Origin of the sequence: Streptomyces alboflavus (assembly GCF_000716675.1) — a bacterium.
In the GTDB taxonomy this organism is placed as follows: domain Bacteria; phylum Actinomycetota; class Actinomycetes; order Streptomycetales; family Streptomycetaceae; genus Streptomyces; species Streptomyces alboflavus.
The window spans coordinates 67,282-85,479 of sequence record NZ_JNXT01000001.1; the positions used below are offsets into that span (position 1 = coordinate 67,282).

An 18,198-nucleotide genomic window follows, 5' to 3' on the forward strand; every position below is an offset into this window, starting at 1 on the left:
CGGCGCTGCCCGGGCAGGGCAGAGCGGGGTGCGGCGATGGTCGTGCGAGGGGAGGGGTGCGTACGCGTACGCATGTGAAGGCAGGGCAACGGCGCTCGGGCGCACCAGAGTTCGGAGAGAGTGAGACGACTGTCCGCGTGTTGGAACATGTGAGTGCCGCGCAGGGGTGACGTACAGGGCGAAAAGGCCCGGATGTGCGGCGTGACAGGTCGGCTCAGGCGTGCATCAACACGAAGCGGACCACACGCGACCGAAGTCGATGTGGGAGCGCTTGACCAGCCACTGCTGTGGATGCATGAGCCCAAGTGGAACAGGCATCCGTTTCCGCGTCAACTGCCCTGAGACGTACGGCTCATATTCTGGACAGGGATCCGGATCGCCTCTGAACGGCCTTGACAACACGCGCGAAGCGCCCCGTAGTCTCAAGAGGCGGACCCGTGCTGAGGGGCTCGGTCCGCGCGGCCCATGTGAAGGCGCCACCCGTCCTGACGGAGCCTTCGCATGTCATCCGAGACCCTCGCCACAGTCGACGTCCGCCCGCCGGACCCGCCCACGGGCGACCCCGCCGACCTGCCCGTCGTGGCGCGGCCCCGCGTCGGCCAGTGGATCGCCGCCGCCGTCGTCCTGATCGCCCTCGCGCTCGTCGCCCGGTCCGTCGCCCGCAACGACGCCTTCCAGTGGGACGTCGTCGGCGACTACTTCACCTCCGCGTCCGTGCTGCGCGGGCTGTGGCTCACGCTGTGGCTGACCGGGGCCGTGATGGCGCTCGGCTTCGCGCTCGGCACCCTGCTCGCCCTCGGCCGGCTGTCCGCCAACCCCGTTCTGAGATCGATCAGTTGGGGCTACGTCTGGCTCTTCAGGTCCATGCCGATCCTGGTGCAGCTGCTGTTCTGGTTCAACATCGGCGCCCTCTACCCGACGCTGTTCGGCGTCAAGACCGTGGACCTGCTCGGGCCCGTCACCATCGCCGTCATCGGGCTCACGCTGCACGAGGCCGCGTACGCCGCCGAGGTCGTGCGGGGCGGCATCCTCTCCGTGGACCGGGGGCAGGTGGAGGCCGCGCAGTCGCTCGGGCTCGGGCGGTGGCGGCGGCTGAGGCGCGTCGTCCTTCCGCAGGCCATGCGCTCCATCGTGCCCCCGGCCGGGAACATGCTGATCGGCACGCTCAAGGGCACATCGATCGTCAGCGTCATCGCCGTGCAGGACCTGCTCTACTCCGTGCAGCTGGTCTACCACCGCACCTACCAGGTCATCCCGCTCCTGCTCGTCGCCACCCTCTGGTACGTCGTCGTGACCTCGCTGCTCAGCGTCGGCCAGTACTACGTGGAGCGGCACTACGCACGCGGCTCGGAGCGGACCCGATGAGCCCCGCCGACCCCACCGACCTCGCCGGTGTCGCCGACCCCGCCGACCCCCCGACGGCCCCGGCGGCCGGTACCCCCGCCCTCGTCATCGTCGGCGCGGGCCCCCGCGCCACCGGCGTCATCGAGCGCGTCGCCGCCAACGCGCCCGATCTGTACCCGAGTTCACGCCTCGACATCCACCTCGTCGACCCCTACCCGCCGGGCCCAGGACGGATCTGGCGCGCGGAGCAGTCGCCGCTGCTCTGGATGAACTCGCACGCCCAGGACGTCACGATGTTCACCGACGACACGGTCGAGACGGCCGGGCCCGTGCTCCCCGGACCCGCCCTGCACGAGTGGGCGGGCACCGACGGACAGGCCTTCGCCGACCGCCGCACCCAGGGCGCCTATCTGCGCTGGGTGTACGAGAAGGCGGTGGCCGCCCTGCCGCCCGGCATCACCGTCCACCACCACGCCCGCCGCGCCCTGCGCCTCACAGGACCACCGGACGGCCGCCAGGAGGTGTGGCTCGAAGGCGCCGAACACCCCCTGCCCGCCGACCTGGTGATCCTCGCCCAGGGCCACCTCGACGCCGACCTCGACCACGAACAGCAGCGCCTGTCCCGCTACGCCCGCCGCCACGGCCTGGTCCACCTGCCGCCCGACTTCACCGCCGACACCGACCTGAGCGCCCTGCGGGCGGGCGAGCCCGTCCTGGTCCGGGGCTTCGGCCTGGCCTTCATCGACCTGATGGTGCTCCTGACCGAGGGGCGCGGCGGCCGCCACGAGGGCGACACCTATGTGCCGTCGGGGCGCGAGCCCGTCCTGTACGTCGGGTCGCGGCGCGGCGTGCCCTACCACGCCAAGCTCGGCTACACCTGGGACGACGGCGAACGGCCGCCGCTGCCGCGCTACTTGGGCCCGGCCCAGATCGACGAACTCCTCGCCCGCCCCGACGGCTACGACTTCGCCCGCGACGTGTGGCCGCTCATCGAGAAGGAACTGGGCTTCGCCCACTACCACCGACTGTTCACCGCCCACGCCGAGCGCACCGCCATGGCCTGGCCGGACTTCGACGAGAAGTACGCGGTCTGCCCGCCCGGCAGCCCCGAGCTGGCCGCCCTCGTCTCCGCCGCCGTGCCCGACCCGGCCGACCGCCTCGACCTGCGCGCCGTCGACCACCCCCTGGACGGCGTCCGCCATCCCTCGTACGACGGACTCCAGGACGGCATCCGGGCCTACATCACCGCCGACCTCGACCGCCGCCACGACCCCGCGCACAGCCCGGACCTGGCTGTCTTCCTCGGACTGCTCTCCGTGTACGGGCAGTTGGTGCGGCTCGGCGACATCGGTCCGTGGTGGCACGGCTACTTCAGCTATCTCGCCTCGGGGCCTCCCGGGCCGAGGCTGCGGCAACTGCTCGCGCTGTCGCGGGCCGGGGTGGTGCGGTTCCTCGGCGCCGGGATGACGGTGGCCGCGGGCGGGGGAGTGTTCCGGGCGTGCGGCGCGACCGTGCCCGGGGCGTCCGTGGCGGCCCGCGCCCTGGTCGAGGCGCGGCTGCCGCAGCCGACGCTCGCCCGCACCCGCGACCCGCTCCTGCGCGCCCTGCACGCGGAGGGCGTCGCCGAGACCCCCGACGGACTCCTTGCCGTCGACCCCGCCGACGGCCGCGTCCGCGACCGCTCCGGCACCCCGCACCCGCGCCGCTTCGCGCTCGGCCCGCACACCGACGCCCGGGGCGCGGGCGCCTTCACCCGGCCCCGCACCAACAGCCCCTCGTTCCGGCAGAACGACGCCACCGCGCGCGCCGTCCTCGCCTTCCTCGCGGACCCGGCGCGATGAGCGGCCCGGTGCCGCCCCGCGTACCCGACCGCGCCTGTCCGTCCTTCCGCCGGCCCCCTTCCGGCCGGCACCCGTCGAGAGAGGTTCGCTCCGCATGACCGCACCCGCAGCCTGCCGCGGCCCCCTGCACCTCGCCGCCGCCATCGACAAGACCGGCGCCTACGCCGCAGCCCCGCACACCGAACTCGCGCTGCTCGCCGAGCGCGGCGCCCTCGACTTCGTCACGCTCGGGGACTCCTTCGCCCGGCACGGGCCCGACGCGCTCGCCGTGCTCTCCCGCATCGCCCCGGCCACCGGACGCGTCGGCCTGGTGCCGACCGTGACGACCACGCACACCGAGCCCTTCCACGTGCAGGCCGCTGTGGCGACCCTCGACTGGGTGAGCCACGGCCGGGCCGGCTGGGCCGTCGACGTGTCGGCCACCGAGGCCGAGGCGCGGCTCTTCGGACGGCGCCGGGCCGCGCCCGCCGACGCGCTGTGGCGGGAGGCGGGTGAAGTCGCGGACGTGGCACGGCGGTTGTGGGACAGCTGGGAGGACGACGCCGAGATCAGGGACGTGGCGACCGGACGCTTCATCGACCGCGACAAGCTGCACTACGTCGACTTCGAGGGCGGCACCTTCTCCGTGCGCGGCCCCTCGATCGTGCCGCGGCCGCCGCAGGGGAACCCGGTGGTCGTCGTCGACGCGACCGAGGGCCACGCCCGCGAGACGGCCGCACGGCACGCCGACGTCGCCCTGGTGCGGGCCGCGAGCCCCGCGCAGGCGGGCGCCGCCCGCGCCGCGCTGCACCGCCGCGCCGCCGAACTCGGCCGTCCACCTGGGCAGTTGCGGGTGCTCGCGGCGCTGGTCGTCGACCTCGGCGGCGGCGAGCACGCGGCGCAGCCCGGGCACGGCGGCGGCCCGCTGCCCACCGCCGAGGGCCCGCTGTACCGCGGCGGCCCCGTCGACCTCGCCGACCTCATCGCCGCCTGGCACGACGCGGGCGCCGTCGACGGCTTCCACCTCACCCCCGTCGAGCCGCGCCGCGACCTGGAGCGGCTGGTCAACGGCACCGTGGCGCTGCTCCAGCACCGCGGTGTGTTCCGCACGTTCTACCCGGGTGCGACGCTCCGGGAGCACCTCGGCCTGGCCCGGCCCGCCAACCGCTACGCCGCACGCGCGGGGGACCCGTCATGACACCTCGTACGACACCGCAGCAGGCCGCCACACCTCGTACGGCACCGGAACAGACCGCCACGCCTCGTAAGGCACCGAAGCAGATCCACCTCGCCGCCCACTTCCCCGGCGTCAACAACACCACCGTGTGGGCCGATCCCCGCTCCCGTTCCCAGATCGAGTTCTCCTCCTTCGAGCATCTGGCGCGCACCGCCGAACGCGGGCTCTTCGACTTCTTCTTCCTGGCGGAGGGGCTGCGGCTGCGCGAGCACAAGGGGCGCGTGCACGACCTGGACGTGGTCGGGCGGCCCGAGTCCCTCACCGTCCTGAACGCGCTCGCCGCCGTCACCGAACACCTCGGCCTCGCCGCCACCGTCAACGCCACCTTCAACGAGCCCTATGAACTGGCCCGGCGCCTGGCCTCCCTGGACCATCTGAGCGGCGGCCGCGCCGCCTGGAACGTCGTCACCTCCTCCGACGCCTTCACCGGCGAGAACTTCCGCCGCGGCGGCTTCCTCGACCACGCCGACCGGTACACCCGCGCCGCCGAGTTCGTCGCGACGGCGCGGGAGCTGTGGGACTCCTGGACCCCCGACGGCGCCGACGGGTCCGGCGGCGAGCCACGGCCGTTCGCGCACCGCGGGCAGCACTTCGACATCGCCGGGGAGTTCGGCCTGCCGCGCCCGCCGCAGGGCCACCCCGTCGTGATCCAGGCCGGGGACTCGCCCGAGGGCCGGGAGTTCGCGGCCTCGTCCGCCGACGTCGTCTTCACCCGGCACGGCACCCTGGAGGCGGGTCGCGCCTTCTACGCCGACGTGAAGGGACGACTCGCCGCGTACGGGCGCGCCCCGGACGACCTGAAGATCATGCCCGGCGTCACCTTCGTCCTCGGGGACACCGCCGCCGAGGCCCAGGAGCGCGCCATCGAGATCCGCCGACAGCAGGTGTCGCCGCAGAACGCCCTGCTCGCCGCGGAACAGGTGTGGGGAGTCGACCTGTCGTCGTACGACCCCGAAGGGCCGCTGCCCGACATCGACCCGGACCCGCGATCCACGCTCGTGCAGGGCCGGGTGAAGGTCGGCGACCCCTTCGCTGTCGCCGAGAAGTGGCGCGCCCTCTCCCGCGCCAAAGGCCTGTCCCTGCACCAGACCGTCATCGAGACGACGTCCCGGCAGTCCTTCATCGGCACGCCCGCGGCCGTCGCCGAGCAGCTGGAGGAGTTCGTCAGGACCGACGCCGCCGACGGCTTCATCCTCGTCCCGCATCTGACGCCGGGCGGGCTCGACGAGTTCGTCGAACGGGTGGTGCCGCTGCTCCAGGAGCGCGGCGCGTACCGCACGGAATACCGGGGCGCGACCCTGCGCTCACACCTCGGGCTGCCCGAGCCCGTATGGAAGGGTTGATCACCATGAGCACGACCGAAGACACGCTGCGGGACTTCAAGGAGTGGCACGAGCTGCGCACGGCCACCGTCTCCGCGCCGTACGGCCCGCTGGCCCTCACCGGCACGCACTGGCTCGCCGACCACCCCGACGGAACGCTGCCAGGACTGCCTGGCCACTGGTCGGACGACGGTGACGAACTCGTCCTGACGGCGGCGGCCGACGACGGCATCGCCCTGGACGGACGGCCCTTCACCGGTACGGCCCGTCTCACCCCCGACCCCGGACCCGTCACCGCTGCCCGGCTCGGAGTCGGTGAGCGGCGCCTTGTGGTGCTGCGCCGCGAAGGGCTGTGGGCGGTGCGGGACTTCGACCCGGACGCGGCCGCGCGGGGCGACTTCATCGGCATCGACGTCAGCACGTACGACCCGGCCTTCGCGGTCGAGGGGCGCTTCACGCCGTACGAGCAGGACCGCACCGTGCGGGTCGGGAACGCGGACGGGGTGGAGCGGGGGCTCGGGCTCGGCGGCGAGCTCGCCTTCCCGCTGGCCGGGAAGGAGCACACGCTGCAGGTGAGCGTCGAGCGCGAAGGATCGCTGTGGGCGGTGTTCGCGGACGGGACCAGCGGGGCCTCCAGCTACCGCTTCCGGTTCCTGCGGCCCGCCGCGCCCGACGAACAGGGCCGCACGCGCGTCGACTTCAACCGGTCGCTGCTGCCGCCGTGCGCGTTCGCCGACCACTTCATCTGCCCCTTCCCGCCCCCCGGCAACACCCTCACCGCCGAGATCGCCGCCGGGGAACGGAACCTTTCCTCCCGCCGGCACGTCTGACAGGACGCCGATGACCCAGAGCCCCGGTGGTGGCGGAGACGCGCCGCTGCCGGGGCCGGTCGTCGTGTATCGGCCGCCCCGGCCGAAAGGCACCCCTTGTGCGGTGTCACGGCGGCCCCAATACTCCCGAGCAGCGCTTGTCAGGGACACGGTGTAACCGGAATCCACCGGTCCTTCGACCGCGCCTCACGGGCCCCCAACCCACATGGGCCCCCTGACTTCCCTCGGGAGGAACCAGCAGTGAGGATCAAGCGCACCACCCCCCGCAGCGGTATAGCGAGACACTCCCGCACGGTCGCCATCGCGACCGGGCTCGTGGCCGCGGCCGCACTCGCCGTACCCGCCGCCAGCGCCGACGAGGCCCGCACCTACAGCGCCGCCGACCTGACGGCCGCCAGTGACGCCGTCCTCGAAGCGGACGTCGCGGGCACCGCCTGGAACGTCGACCCCAAGACCAAGCAGGTCGTGGTCACCGCCGACAGCACGGTCTCCAAGGCCGAGATCGCCAAGCTGAAGCAGGCGGCGGGCGACAAGGCCGGCGCCCTGAAGATCGAGCGGACGCCCGGCAAGTTCCAGAAGTACATCTCCGGCGGCGACGCCACGTACGCCTCCAGCTGGCGCTGCTCGCTCGGCTTCAACGTCCGCAGCGGCTCCACCTACTACTTCCTGACCGCCGGGCACTGCACGGACGGCGCGGGCACCTGGTGGGCCAACTCGGCGAAGACCACCGTGCTCGGCACCACGCACGGCTCCAGCTTCCCGACGAACGACTACGGCATCGTCAGGTACACGAACAGCTCCATCACCAAGTCCGGCACCGTGGGCAGCCAGGACATCACCCGCGCCGCCGACCCGACCGTCAACCAGAGCGTGACGCGCCGCGGCTCCACCACCGGCACCCACTCCGGCCGCGTCACGGGCCTGAACGCCACGGTGAACTACGGCAACGGCGACATCGTGTACGGCATGATCAGGACGACCGTCTGCGCCGAGCCCGGCGACAGCGGCGGCCCGCTCTACGCCGGTTCCACGGCGCTCGGCCTGACCTCCGGCGGCAGCGGCAACTGCTCCTCCGGCGGTACGACGTTCTTCCAGCCGGTCACCGAGGCCCTGCGCGCGTACAACGTGAGCGTGTACTGACGCCCACCTCCGTACCCCGCACAGTCAGCGGCCATCGAGCCCCCGCCCCACTCCTGGGCGGGGGCTCTCCGCTGTCCCCGCGCCGCCCGCGCACGGCCACCGAACGTCGAGAACCGGACAGGACTAGTCCTCACCCGCTGCCGACCGCCGCTCGCACGCGGTGTTTGCAGCGGGAACCGACGTGGTGAGACCACGGACGGTCAACAGGGCCGGGCCGCAGGGGCGTTGGAAGGCGTGCGTCCGGAAGTAGACCTTGTGTGCGGCCTCGCCCGCTGGGAATAGTGGGCCGCGTCCTATTGGCATGGACGCGGCTTTCCCATCGTCAGCCCGCCATGCGCGTACGCCTCTCGGCCGCCGAGGTCCCCACACCGGAGCGGACCGATCCCCCCACAGGAGGACGCGAGTTGAAGCACCGCCGCATACCCAAGCGCCGTGCCGCCATGGCAGGCGCGGGTGTCGTCGCTCTGATCGGCGCGGCCGTCACCTTCCAGACTGCGAACGCGAGTGAGGACACCCCCACCCCCAAGCCGGACACGCTCTCCATCGCGAAGGCCGGAAAGCTCGCCTCCTCGCTCGACAAGGAGCTGGGCGCCGACGCCGCGGGGACGTACTACGACGCGCAGGCCAAGAACCTCGTCGTGAACGTCCTCGACGACAACGCCAAGGACGCCGTCGAGTCCGCCGGCGCCAAGGCCAGACTCGTCGAGAACTCCCTCGCCGACCTCAAGGGCGCCCGCACCACGCTCACCGACAAGGCCTCGGTCCCCGGCAGCTCCTGGGCCACCGACCCGGCCACCAACAAGGTCGTCGTGACCGTGGACCGCACGGTCAAGGGCGCCGACCTGAAGAAGCTGACGTCGGTCGTCGACGGTCTCGGCGAGAAAGCCGAACTGAAGCACTCCAAGGGAGAGTTCAAGCCCTTCATCGCCGGTGGCGACGCCATCTTCGGTGGCAGCAGCCGCTGCTCGCTCGGCTTCAACGTGGTCAAGGACGGTGCCCCGCACTTCCTGACGGCGGGTCACTGCACGGAGTCCGTCACCAGCTGGTCCGAGGAGCAGGGCGGCCCGGCCATCGGTGAGAACGCGGGCTCCAGCTTCCCCGACAACGACTACGGCATCGTCAAGTACTCCGGCGACACCGCGCACCCGAGCGAGGTGAACCTCTACAACGGCTCCACGCAGAAGATCACCAAGGCCGGGGCCGCGACCGTCGGCCAGGAGGTGCAGCGCAGCGGCTCCACCACGCAGCTGCACGACGGCAAGGTCACGGGCCTGGACGCCACCGTGAACTACGGCAACGGCGACATCGTGAACGGCCTCATCCAGACCGACGTGTGCGCGGAGCCCGGCGACAGCGGCGGCGCGCTGTTCGCGGGCGACACGGCGCTCGGCCTGACCTCCGGCGGCAGCGGTGACTGCTCCTCCGGCGGCGAGACGTTCTTCCAGCCGGTGCCCGAGGCCCTTGAGGCCTTCGGGGCGGAAATCGGCTGACGCCTGGTTCGAGGACGACCCGGTGGCCCCCGGAAACCTTTCGGTTTCCGGGGGCCACCGGTATTTTCCTGGGGAATTAAGAAGATGCATTGAAGAATTGCGGATGCCAGAATTCCCAAGGGGTGACGCGCGTAGATACCCTGGCGATCCGCCAGTGAAGTGCGTAGATGACCTTCCTAAGCAAGGTCATGAGTCGCCGTCACCTTCCGTGGGCAGGGTGTGTGGTACAGATCTCAGTGCGGTGAGATGTCCCTGTTTGCCCCCGTGTGGGGGCCCGTAATGTTGCGCCGCTGTAAATCTCCGCAGCATTCCCGAAATGCTTTCTGCGGGGGATTTGCAAAGGCTCCGTCCCGCTGGCTCTAATGATGCGCACCCCGACGCGGGAAACCTCCGCGTCCGCACGTCATCAGGAGTTGGGCAGCATGGCCGACGCGCCACACCCAGGCCCCCGCAGCCCGCTCGCCGCGGCCGTCGGCGCCTTCCGCAGGGACCGGCTCGGCCTCGCCGCGCTGTGTGTGGTCGCCCTGTTCGCGCTGCTCGCCCTCGCCGCGCCGCTCGTCGCCGCCGCGTACGGCAAGAACCCCACCGAGCACTACGGCCAGAACGAACCCGGGCTGCTCAGCCCGGAGGGCCTGCCGGTGCTGCCGGGCGGCGGCATGTCCGGGGAGTTCTGGTTCGGCCTCGAACCGGGCCTCGGCCGGGACGTGTTCACCCAGCTCCTGTACGGCATCCGCACCTCTCTGCTGGTGGCGGGCGCCTCCGTCGTCGTGATCGCCGTCCTCGGCGTCGTGCTCGGTGTGACCGTCGGCTATCTGAGCGGGCTCGCCGACCGCGTCTTCACCTTCGTCTGCGACGTGCTCCTCGCCTTCCCCACGCTGCTGCTCTTCCTCGCGCTCAGCCCGATCGTGCAGACCCGCTTCGTGGACCCGGGCGAGAACGAACCCGCCTGGATGCAGTTCACCGTGCTCGTGGTGATCTTCGCGGCGTTCGGCTGGGTGCCGCTCGCGATGGTGCTCCGCACCACCGTCCGGTCCCTGCGGACACGGGAGTTCGTGGAGGCCGCCCGGGCCATGGGCGCGTCCCGCCGCCACATCGTCCTGCGTGAACTGCTGCCAAACGTGTGGGCGCCGGTGCTCGTGCACATCACCGTCGCCCTGCCCGGCATCGTCACTGCCGAAGCCGCGCTCTCCTTCCTCGGCGTCGGCATCAGCGAGCCCATCCCCGACTGGGGGCGGATGATCGCCCGCGGCTCCGAGGTTTTCTACGACGACCCGACCTACATGGTCTTCCCCGGCGTGACGATCCTGCTCTTCGTCCTCGCCTTCAACCTGCTCGGCGACAGCGTGCGCGACGCGCTCGACCCGCGTACCCGGCGCTGACCCCGCGCCGACCCGAGGCGGACCGCACCGGCCGCCCTCTCTGTCTCATCCGTCCCACCCGTAACGGAGTTCACCATGCCCAGGATCAGTTCGCGCACCGCGGTGCCCTTCGTCGCCGCCGCCTCCGCCATGCTCGTGCTGTGCTCCTGCTCCGCCGGGGCCGGATCCGGGTCGGACACGGCGAGTCCCCGCGAGGAGGGCGACCTGATCGCCGGGGTCGGCAGCGCGAAGGACAGCGCGGGCCCCGCCCCGGCCGTCGCGGGCGCCCGCGACGGCGGCACCATCCGCGTCGCCAACCTGCGCGACTACGCCCACCTGGACCCGCAGAAGATCTACGCGGGCGAGGCCTACAACACCTCGCTCCTGTGGGGCCGCCAGCTCACCCAGTACCAGGTCGTCGACGGCAAGCCGAAGCTCGTCGGCGACCTCGCCACGGACACCGGCAAGCCCTCCGACGGCGGCCGCACCTGGACGTACAGGCTCAAGGACGGCATCAAGTGGGAGGACGGCAAGCCGATCACCTCCCGGCACGTCAAGTACGGCATCGAGCGCACCTTCGCGCCCGGCTTCGAGGTCGGCCCGTCCTACTGGCCGCAGTGGCTGACCGGCAAGCCCGACCTCGCGCAGGCCCGCAAGGTGTACGGCGGCCCGAAGAAGGACGGCGACTTCGACCGCATCGAGACGCCCGACGACAAGACCGTCGTCTTCCGCTTCCACAAGACGCAGTCCGACGTGCCGTTCATGGCCGCGCAGTCCTCCTCGTCACCGGTGCGCCCCGACAAGGACACCGGGGCCGCCTACGACCTGAGGCCCTTCGCCAGCGGGCCCTACCGGATCGTCTCCCACCGGCAGAACCAGTCCCTGACCCTGGAGAAGAACCCGCACTGGAAGGCGGACACCGACCCGATCCGCCACCAGTACGCCGACACGTTCGAGTTCACCTTCGAGAAGAAGGAGCTCAACACCGCCCAGGAGATCCTCAACGGGCGCGGCGACGGCGCGGCCACCGTCACCACCAAGAACGAGTTCCCGCCCGAGCTGATCGGCGAGGCCAACCGCGACCCGAAGAAGAAGGACCTGGTCGTCGACGGCCGCCGCGGCGCCTTCAGCTCGCACCTGGTGATCCGGAACGACCGGGTCGCCGACCCGGAGGTCCGCAAGGCCATCCACTACCTCTTCCCGCGCCAGCAGGCCCGCCAGGCCCTCGGCGGCCCACGCGTCGGCGACATCGCCACCACCTACTCCTCGCCCGCCATCGTCGGCTGGCGGACGTACGACACCAACCCCGTGGCGCCGACCGGCGACATCAAGAAGGCCAAGCAGCACCTGGCCAAGGCCGGGAAACCGGTCGAGCGGCTCACGTACGCCTACGAGTCCAACGCCGTCAACGACCGCCTGGCCCAGGTCCTCGTGGACGCCTTCGCCAAGGCAGGCATCGAGCTCGTCACCAAGCCGCTGCCGCTGCCTGCTTACACCAACGAGGTCCTGCGCGGCACCGACCCGAAGTACGACCTGTGGATGTCCACCTCGTCCGTGGACTGGCCGACCCCGGCCACCGGCGTCCCGTACCGCTTCGACAGCCGCCGCGACACCCTCGACAACGACCCGCGGTACAAGAACCCGGCCGTCGACAGGGAACTCGACCGCATCGCGCGGATCGGCGACGCGACGAAGAAGGCCAAGGCGCTCATCGCCCTGGAGAAGGACACGATCATGAAGGACGTGCCGCTGGTGCCGTTCCTGCACCAGCGCGTCCAGCAGGTGCGCGGCGCCGACGTCGGCGGCGCCTTCATCCACCCGATCTACGGCACCATCAGCCCGGCCTGGCTGTACCTGAAGAAGTCCTGACCCATGCCCCTCTACCTCCTCAGGAGGGCGCTGCAGGCGGTCGTGGTGCTCCTCGCGATCTCCGCGACCGCCTTCGCGCTCTTCTACGCCGCCCCCTCCGACCCGGCCGTCATCGCCTGCGGACCCAAGTGCGACGCCTCCCAGATCGCGGCCGTACGCGACTCCATGGGTCTGGACCAGCCGATCCTCGCGCAGTACGCCGACTACGTGCGCGGCCTGTTCGCGGGCCGCACCATCAACGACGTCGACGGCACCCCGATCGCCTGCGACGCGCCCTGCCTCGGCTACTCCTACGCGCTGCACGAACCGGTGCGCGCCGCCATCACCAGCCGCTTCCCCGTCACCCTGTCGCTCGCGGGCGGCGCGCTCGCGGTGATCGTGGTCTTCGGGATCGGCGCGGGCTTCCTGTCCGCGCTGCGCCGCGGCCGGCTCACCGACCGGCTCCTGTCCGGTTTCACGCTGGTCGGCGCCAGCGTGCAGATCTACTTCCTCGGCTACGCGCTCCAGTACCTCCTGGTGTACCGGACGGGCTGGTTCGCGCTGCCCGGCTACACCTCGCCCGGCGACGACATCGGCGCCTGGGTCGCGGGACTGCTCCTGCCGTGCCTGGTCCTCGGCTTCGTCAACGCCGCCGTGTTCGCCCGGCTCTCCCGCGCCCAGATGCTGGAGGTCATGCACGAGGGGTACGTGCGCACGGCGCGCGGCAAGGGGCTCAGCCCGCTGCGCGCCCACCTGAAGTACACCTCGCGCGGGGCCGCCGCGCCGCTGGTGCAGCTCCTCGGCCTGGAGGTGGGCGCGCTGCTCGGCGGCGCCTTCATCACCGAGACCGTGTTCGGGCTCAGCGGCGTCGGCAAGCTCGCGGTGGACGCCGTCGTCCAGAACGACCTGCCGACCGTCGTCGGCACCGTGCTCCTCGCCGCGTTCTTCGTGGTGGTCTTCGTCGCCCTGGCCGACCTCGTGGTGGCCTGGCTCGATCCGAGAGTGAGGCTCGCGTGAGCGGCTCCGGCAAGGAACGGCCCGTCCTGCGGGTACGCGACATCGGCGTCACCTTCACGGGGACGCGCGGCACCGTCATGGCCGTCGAGGGCGTCACCTTCGACCTGGCGCGCGGCGAAGTCGTCGGCCTGGTGGGGGAGTCGGGCTCCGGCAAGTCCACCGTCGGGCTCGCCGCGCTCGGGCTGCACGACCCGGCGCGGACCCAGGTCACCGGCAGCATCGAGATCGGCGGCACCGAGATCGTCGGGGCGGCCGAGGACACGCTGCGGCCGCTGCGCGGCAACCGGGTCGCGATGGTCTTCCAGGACGCCCTCGCCGCGCTGTCCCCCTTCCACGGGGTCGGCGCACAGCTCGCCGAGGCCTACCGGATCCACCACCGGTCCGCATCGCGCGCCGAGGCCCGCGACCGCGCCGCCGACATGCTGGAGCGGGTCGGCATCCCCGCCGCCCGCGCCCGGGACTTCCCGCACCAGTTCTCCGGCGGCATGCGACAGCGCGTGATGATCGCCATGGCGCTGATCAACAGCCCGGACGTGCTCGTCGCCGACGAGCCCACCACCGCGCTCGACGCCCGCGTCCAGCGCCAGGTGCTCGACCTGCTCGACGAGTTGCGGCACGAGCACGGCACCGCCGTCGTCCTGGTCACCCATGACGTGGGCGTCGTCGCGCACGCCACCGACCGCGTGCTCGTCATGCGCGGCGGCCACCTCCTGGAAGAAGGGCCGACCCGGCGGGTCCTCACCACGCCCGAACACCCCTACACCCGCGCCCTGATCGGCGCCGCCCCCACCCTCACCAGCGAACCCGGCACCCGCCTGCCGACGGTCGACGAACCCGAGCCGAAGCCGCGCACCGCGGCCCGCGCACCGGTCACCGCGACCGGCCGCCTCCTCGCCGAGATCACGGGCCTGCACGTGGAGTTCGGCGGCGGCCGCACCCTGCTCGGCCGCCGCCGCGAGCCCGCCCGGGCCGTGCGCGGCGTCAGCCTGCACGTGCGCGAGGGCGAGACCCTCGGCCTGGTCGGCGAGTCCGGGTCGGGCAAGTCGACCACCGCCCGGGTGCTCGCCGGGCTCCAGCGGCCCACGGCGGGCGAGGTCCGCTTCGAGGGACGGGACATCTCCGGCGCCGCCGGGGACACCGCGCTGCGCCGGGAGCTGAGCCGCGAGGTGCAGCTGGTCTTCCAGGACCCCTACGCCTCGCTGAACCCGCGTCGTACCGTCGAGCAGATCGTCACGACACCGCTGCGGGTGCACACCGAGGCCGACGCGGCCGAGCGCCGGGAGCGCGCGGCCGGACTCCTGGAGCAGGTCGGCCTGTCCGCCGCCGACCTGGACCGCTATCCGCACGAGTTCTCCGGCGGCCAGCGCCAGCGCGTCGGCATCGCCCGCGCGCTCGCCCTTCGCCCCCGGCTGATCATCGCCGACGAACCGGTGTCCGCCCTCGACGTGTCCGTACAGGCCCAGGTCCTGAACCTGCTGATGGACCTGCGCGACGAACTCGGCCTCTCGCTGCTCTTCGTCTCCCACGACCTGGCCGTCGTACGGCACTTCTGCGACCGCGTCGCCGTCATGCGCCACGGCGAGATCGTCGAGACCGGGACCCGCGACGAGGTCTTCGAGCGGCCCGGCGCCGCGTACACCCGCGACCTGCTCGCCGCGATGGTCTGAGCCACCCCGGTCCACCGCCCCGACGGAGGGGGCGGGGCGGCGGACCGGGCTCCCCAAGGCGGTGCCCCGCCCACCTGACGCAGGTGGACGGGGCACCGTCGTTCGTGTGTTCCGGATCAGCGGGTCCGAGTGTCGCGGATCAGCAGGTTCCGGCCGGGCGGGCCCGGGTCACCAGGTCCGTGTGGCCGGTGGTGCCGTCGATCCACACCACGCGCTTGCCGGTGTCGGCGGCGTGGCCGGTCTGCTCGCCCCGGTTGCAGGACACCCGCTTCAGGCCCTTGCCGTCCAGGTCGGTCTGCACCAGCTTGGTGAGGTTCTCGTTGCTCCAGCCCTGCCGGGGCTGCCACTGGGTGAGCGTGAGCGCCGACTCGGAGGCGTCCACGTTCCAGAAGTAGGAGTCCTTGGAGTCCTCGGGGACGATGTCGGTCAGGCCGGTGCCGTCGAGCTTGGCGCGCCGCAGGGCCATGCGGTTGTCGTCGGCGATGTCGTCGACCAGCCAGTACAGGTACGTGCCGTTGATCGCCGGGGTGGCGATGCCGAGGTGGCCGCCCTTGGCCGGGACCAGCGTCTGCTTGCCGGTGCGCACGTCCGTGATCTCCGTGGAGACCTGCTGGTACCCGTCCTTGTCGGTGTACACCTTGGCGTAGCCGAGCTTGTCGCCGTGGATCGTCGGCAGCGCGGTCACCACGTCGTAGCGGCCGCCGTCGACGAACACCGGCTCCCGGTCACCGGGGCGCAGATAGGCCACCCGCTGCTGGCCGTGCGGGCTGGACTCCTGCCAGGTGACGTTGCCGCTGGAGATCCGCACGTTGGCGACGGTGGTGCCCGCCGACCACAGCTTCTTCACCGGGCCGCCGGCCAGCGGCCGGGACAGGATCTCCACGCTGGTCGGCCCGTACGCCACCCACACCGCGCGCTTGCCGTCGGTGTCCGGGTAGACGTGGTACCGCCCGTCGTTGGGGCTGAGCAGCTTCGGCGTGCCGGAGCCGTCGGTGCGGCCCGCGTACACGGAGAAGGCCTCCTGGCCCTCGTCGTCGGACTTCGACGCGGCCCACCAGCCGCCGCCCGCGCCCGCGCCGGTGTTCGGCAGCCTGCCGCCGACCCGGGTGGCGTTGAGGTCGCCGAGGAGCTTCTCGGAGTCGGCGCCGATCGCCTTCTCCCAGCCCTTGGTGATGCCGTGCGCGTCGAACGAGCGGTGCACGGTGCGCAGTTTCGCGCCCTTCGCCCCGAGGTCCTTGGCCGCGGCGACGACCGCGTTGCGGGCGTCGGTGTAGCCGTCGAGCGGGGTCAGGTACTCCGACAGGGCCTTGTAGACGATCCTGTCGGCGAGGGTGGCGCCCAGGTCCTCACGGATGTCCCACAGCGCGCCGGAGACGATCGTCGAGTTCAGGTGCACGCCGCCGCTGTCGGTGCCGATGGTGACGCCGAGGAAGTCCTTCGCGGTGGTGCGGCCGTCGTTGAGGTCGCGCAGGGCGCAGTCGGCGGGGGCCTTGGTGCGGCACAGGTCCTCGCCGATCAGCCCGGCCTTCGGGTCGTCCATCGGTGTCTTCGACGCGTTCACGTCGATGGCGTTGCCGAAGTAGTCGGCGATGGCCTCGTTCAGGGCGCCGGACTGGCCGACGTAGACCAGGCCCGCGGTGTGCTCGACGACGCCGTGCGTCATCTCGTGCCCGACCACGTCCAGATCGGCGGACAGCGGCTTGAACTCCTCGTCGCCGCCGCCGTACACCATCTTCTGGCCGTCCCAGAAGGCGTTGACGTACGGGAAGCCGCCGTCGGTCACGCCCACCAGGGAGTTGATGGCCATGCCCTTGCCGTCGAGGCTGTCGCGGCCGTGCTTCTTCTTGTAGTACTCGTGGACCTGGCCGGCCGCCCAGTGCGCGTCGATCGCACCCGAGTCGGTGGCCTCCTTGCCGAACTCCTTGGTCTTGGAGCCGAATTCGGTGATCCCCTGCGGCCAGCGGCCCGACGCGTCATTGGCGTCGACCCCACGCGCGTCCCAGGTGGCCAGGGGGTTCTTGCTGCCGTCCCACTGGTGGCGGAGGTCGCGCAGTTTGTACGTGTCCGACGCGGCGTCGTGCGCGACGTCGAGGCCGACCTTCTTGCCGTCGAGCTTGACGCCGCTGCCCTTGGTGCCGGGGAAGCCGTCGTCCTGGCTGGAGCCGGAGCCGGAGCCGGAGCTGGAGCCGGAGCCGGAGCCGGAGCCGGAGCCGGGGCCGTCGCCGTCGATCGTCTGGATCGCCGAGTACTGGAGCACCGGGAAGCCGGACGCCGCGTCGACGTACACCTCCTGCTTCACCGGGGCGCCGGTCGCCGGGTCGCTGCCGGTGACGGTGACGCGGTACGTCAGGAGGCCCTCGCCCTGGGGCAGGACGACGAGGCCGTGGGAGCTGCCGGAGAGGGCGGGGCCGCGCTGCCCGGAGCCGCCGCGGGACTTGGCCTTGTTGTCGGCCTTGCGGGACGCGGGGGACAGCTTGGTCAGGCTGCCCGTGCGGCCGTCCCCCGCGGCGGTCGCGGCCACGGCGCGCTCGACGGCCGTCCGCTCCGCGACCTCGGCCTTCGTGCCCACCTTCAGGCCCGTGAAGTACTTGCCGGAGGTGCCGGTGACGACCCGCTCGCCGTCCTTCTTCTCCATCCGCACCAGATACTGGCCGCCGAGGACCGGCACGCCCCGGTGCTTCTGCTGGAACCGCACGGTCTCGCCGGCGCCGTGGCGCAGCGTCGACTCGGTGCTCAGGTCCCGGCGCGGGTCCGGGATTCCGTAGCGGCCCTTCTTGGCCGCGAGGTGGCCGCGGGCCGCGTCGGCCGGGCTGCCCGAGTCCTTGGCCGCCTCCGCGATCCCGTCGACCAGGGCCGGGGTCGCCGTGCCCTTGCCGGGGACGACCTCGGTGGCCGGTCCTTCGGGAGCCGCCGGGGCGGCCTGGGCCGCCGGGACTCCGGAGGCGAGCAGTGCCGCGGCGCCGAGCAGCGCCGCGCTCCCCGTTATTCGTGTCCGTCTGCGTGAGCTTCTCAAGTTCCCCTCCACGCGCAGAAAAGAGCGCACCATGGACGTGCCGTGTACGTGCCGTACTCATGCAAGTCGTTGCCCGTATGTTGATCAAGGAATAACGACTGGTCACAAGTGG

At 72.0% G+C, this 18,198-nt stretch carries 12 protein-coding genes; 11 read left to right on the top strand and 1 reads right to left on the bottom strand.

Features of this window, described 5'->3' with window-relative positions; genetic code table 11:
- The first annotated feature begins 501 nt into the window (after positions 1 to 501).
- The 11 genes from OO63_RS00320 (at position 502) to OO63_RS00370 (ending at position 15,073) form a co-directional block, all read left to right on the top strand.
- A complete protein-coding gene (locus OO63_RS00320) occupies positions 502 to 1,365 on the top strand; it encodes an amino acid ABC transporter permease (protein ID WP_030356090.1) in 864 nt (287 codons plus the stop codon).
- A complete protein-coding gene (locus OO63_RS00325) occupies positions 1,362 to 3,185 on the top strand; it encodes an FAD/NAD(P)-binding protein (RefSeq protein ID WP_078618712.1) in 1,824 nt (607 codons plus the stop codon). Before OO63_RS00320 ends, OO63_RS00325 begins: the two co-directional genes overlap by 4 nt.
- 94 nt (positions 3,186 to 3,279) lie before the next feature.
- Positions 3,280 to 4,362 carry an LLM class flavin-dependent oxidoreductase gene (locus OO63_RS00330; protein ID WP_030356092.1) on the top strand — a complete coding sequence of 361 codons (1,083 nt, stop codon included), beginning with the start codon at positions 3,280 to 3,282 and terminating at the stop codon, positions 4,360 to 4,362.
- Positions 4,359 to 5,744, top strand: a complete 1,386-nt coding sequence (locus OO63_RS00335) for an NtaA/DmoA family FMN-dependent monooxygenase (protein WP_234310951.1) — start codon at positions 4,359 to 4,361, stop codon at positions 5,742 to 5,744. The genes OO63_RS00330 and OO63_RS00335 overlap by 4 nt, the downstream gene beginning before the upstream one ends.
- A 5-nt stretch (positions 5,745 to 5,749) precedes the next feature.
- Positions 5,750 to 6,553 carry a DUF1684 domain-containing protein gene (locus tag OO63_RS00340; RefSeq protein ID WP_030356094.1) on the top strand — a complete coding sequence of 268 codons (804 nt, stop codon included), beginning with the start codon at positions 5,750 to 5,752 and terminating at the stop codon, positions 6,551 to 6,553.
- A 240-nt stretch (positions 6,554 to 6,793) separates the two neighbouring features.
- On the top strand, positions 6,794 to 7,693 hold the full coding sequence (locus OO63_RS00345) for a S1 family peptidase (RefSeq protein ID WP_030356095.1): 900 nt from the start codon (positions 6,794 to 6,796) through the stop codon (positions 7,691 to 7,693).
- Between the two features lie 404 nt (positions 7,694 to 8,097).
- The gene (locus tag OO63_RS00350) at positions 8,098 to 9,183 is read left to right on the top strand and encodes a S1 family peptidase (RefSeq protein ID WP_030356096.1); all 1,086 of its coding nucleotides are present in this window, start codon (positions 8,098 to 8,100) and stop codon (positions 9,181 to 9,183) included.
- Positions 9,184 to 9,605: 422 nt separating this feature from the next.
- The gene (locus OO63_RS00355; protein WP_030356097.1) at positions 9,606 to 10,562 is read left to right on the top strand and encodes an ABC transporter permease; all 957 of its coding nucleotides are present in this window, start codon (positions 9,606 to 9,608) and stop codon (positions 10,560 to 10,562) included.
- A gap of 75 nt (positions 10,563 to 10,637) precedes the next feature.
- Positions 10,638 to 12,410, top strand: coding sequence for an ABC transporter substrate-binding protein (locus tag OO63_RS00360; protein WP_030356098.1), 1,773 nt, complete (start codon positions 10,638 to 10,640; stop codon positions 12,408 to 12,410).
- A 3-nt stretch (positions 12,411 to 12,413) separates the two neighbouring features.
- Complete coding sequence (locus tag OO63_RS00365; RefSeq protein ID WP_030356099.1) at positions 12,414 to 13,406, top strand: ABC transporter permease; 993 nt, start codon at positions 12,414 to 12,416, stop codon at positions 13,404 to 13,406.
- Complete coding sequence (locus OO63_RS00370) at positions 13,403 to 15,073, top strand: dipeptide ABC transporter ATP-binding protein (protein WP_234310952.1); 1,671 nt, start codon at positions 13,403 to 13,405, stop codon at positions 15,071 to 15,073. The genes OO63_RS00365 and OO63_RS00370 overlap by 4 nt, the downstream gene beginning before the upstream one ends.
- A 139-nt stretch (positions 15,074 to 15,212) precedes the next feature.
- Here OO63_RS00370 and OO63_RS00375 read toward each other — a convergent pair whose 3' ends face one another.
- Positions 15,213 to 18,086 carry a M4 family metallopeptidase gene (locus tag OO63_RS00375; RefSeq protein ID WP_234310953.1) on the bottom strand — a complete coding sequence of 958 codons (2,874 nt, stop codon included), beginning with the start codon at positions 18,084 to 18,086 and terminating at the stop codon, positions 15,213 to 15,215.
- Between the last annotated feature and the right edge of the window lie 112 nt (positions 18,087 to 18,198).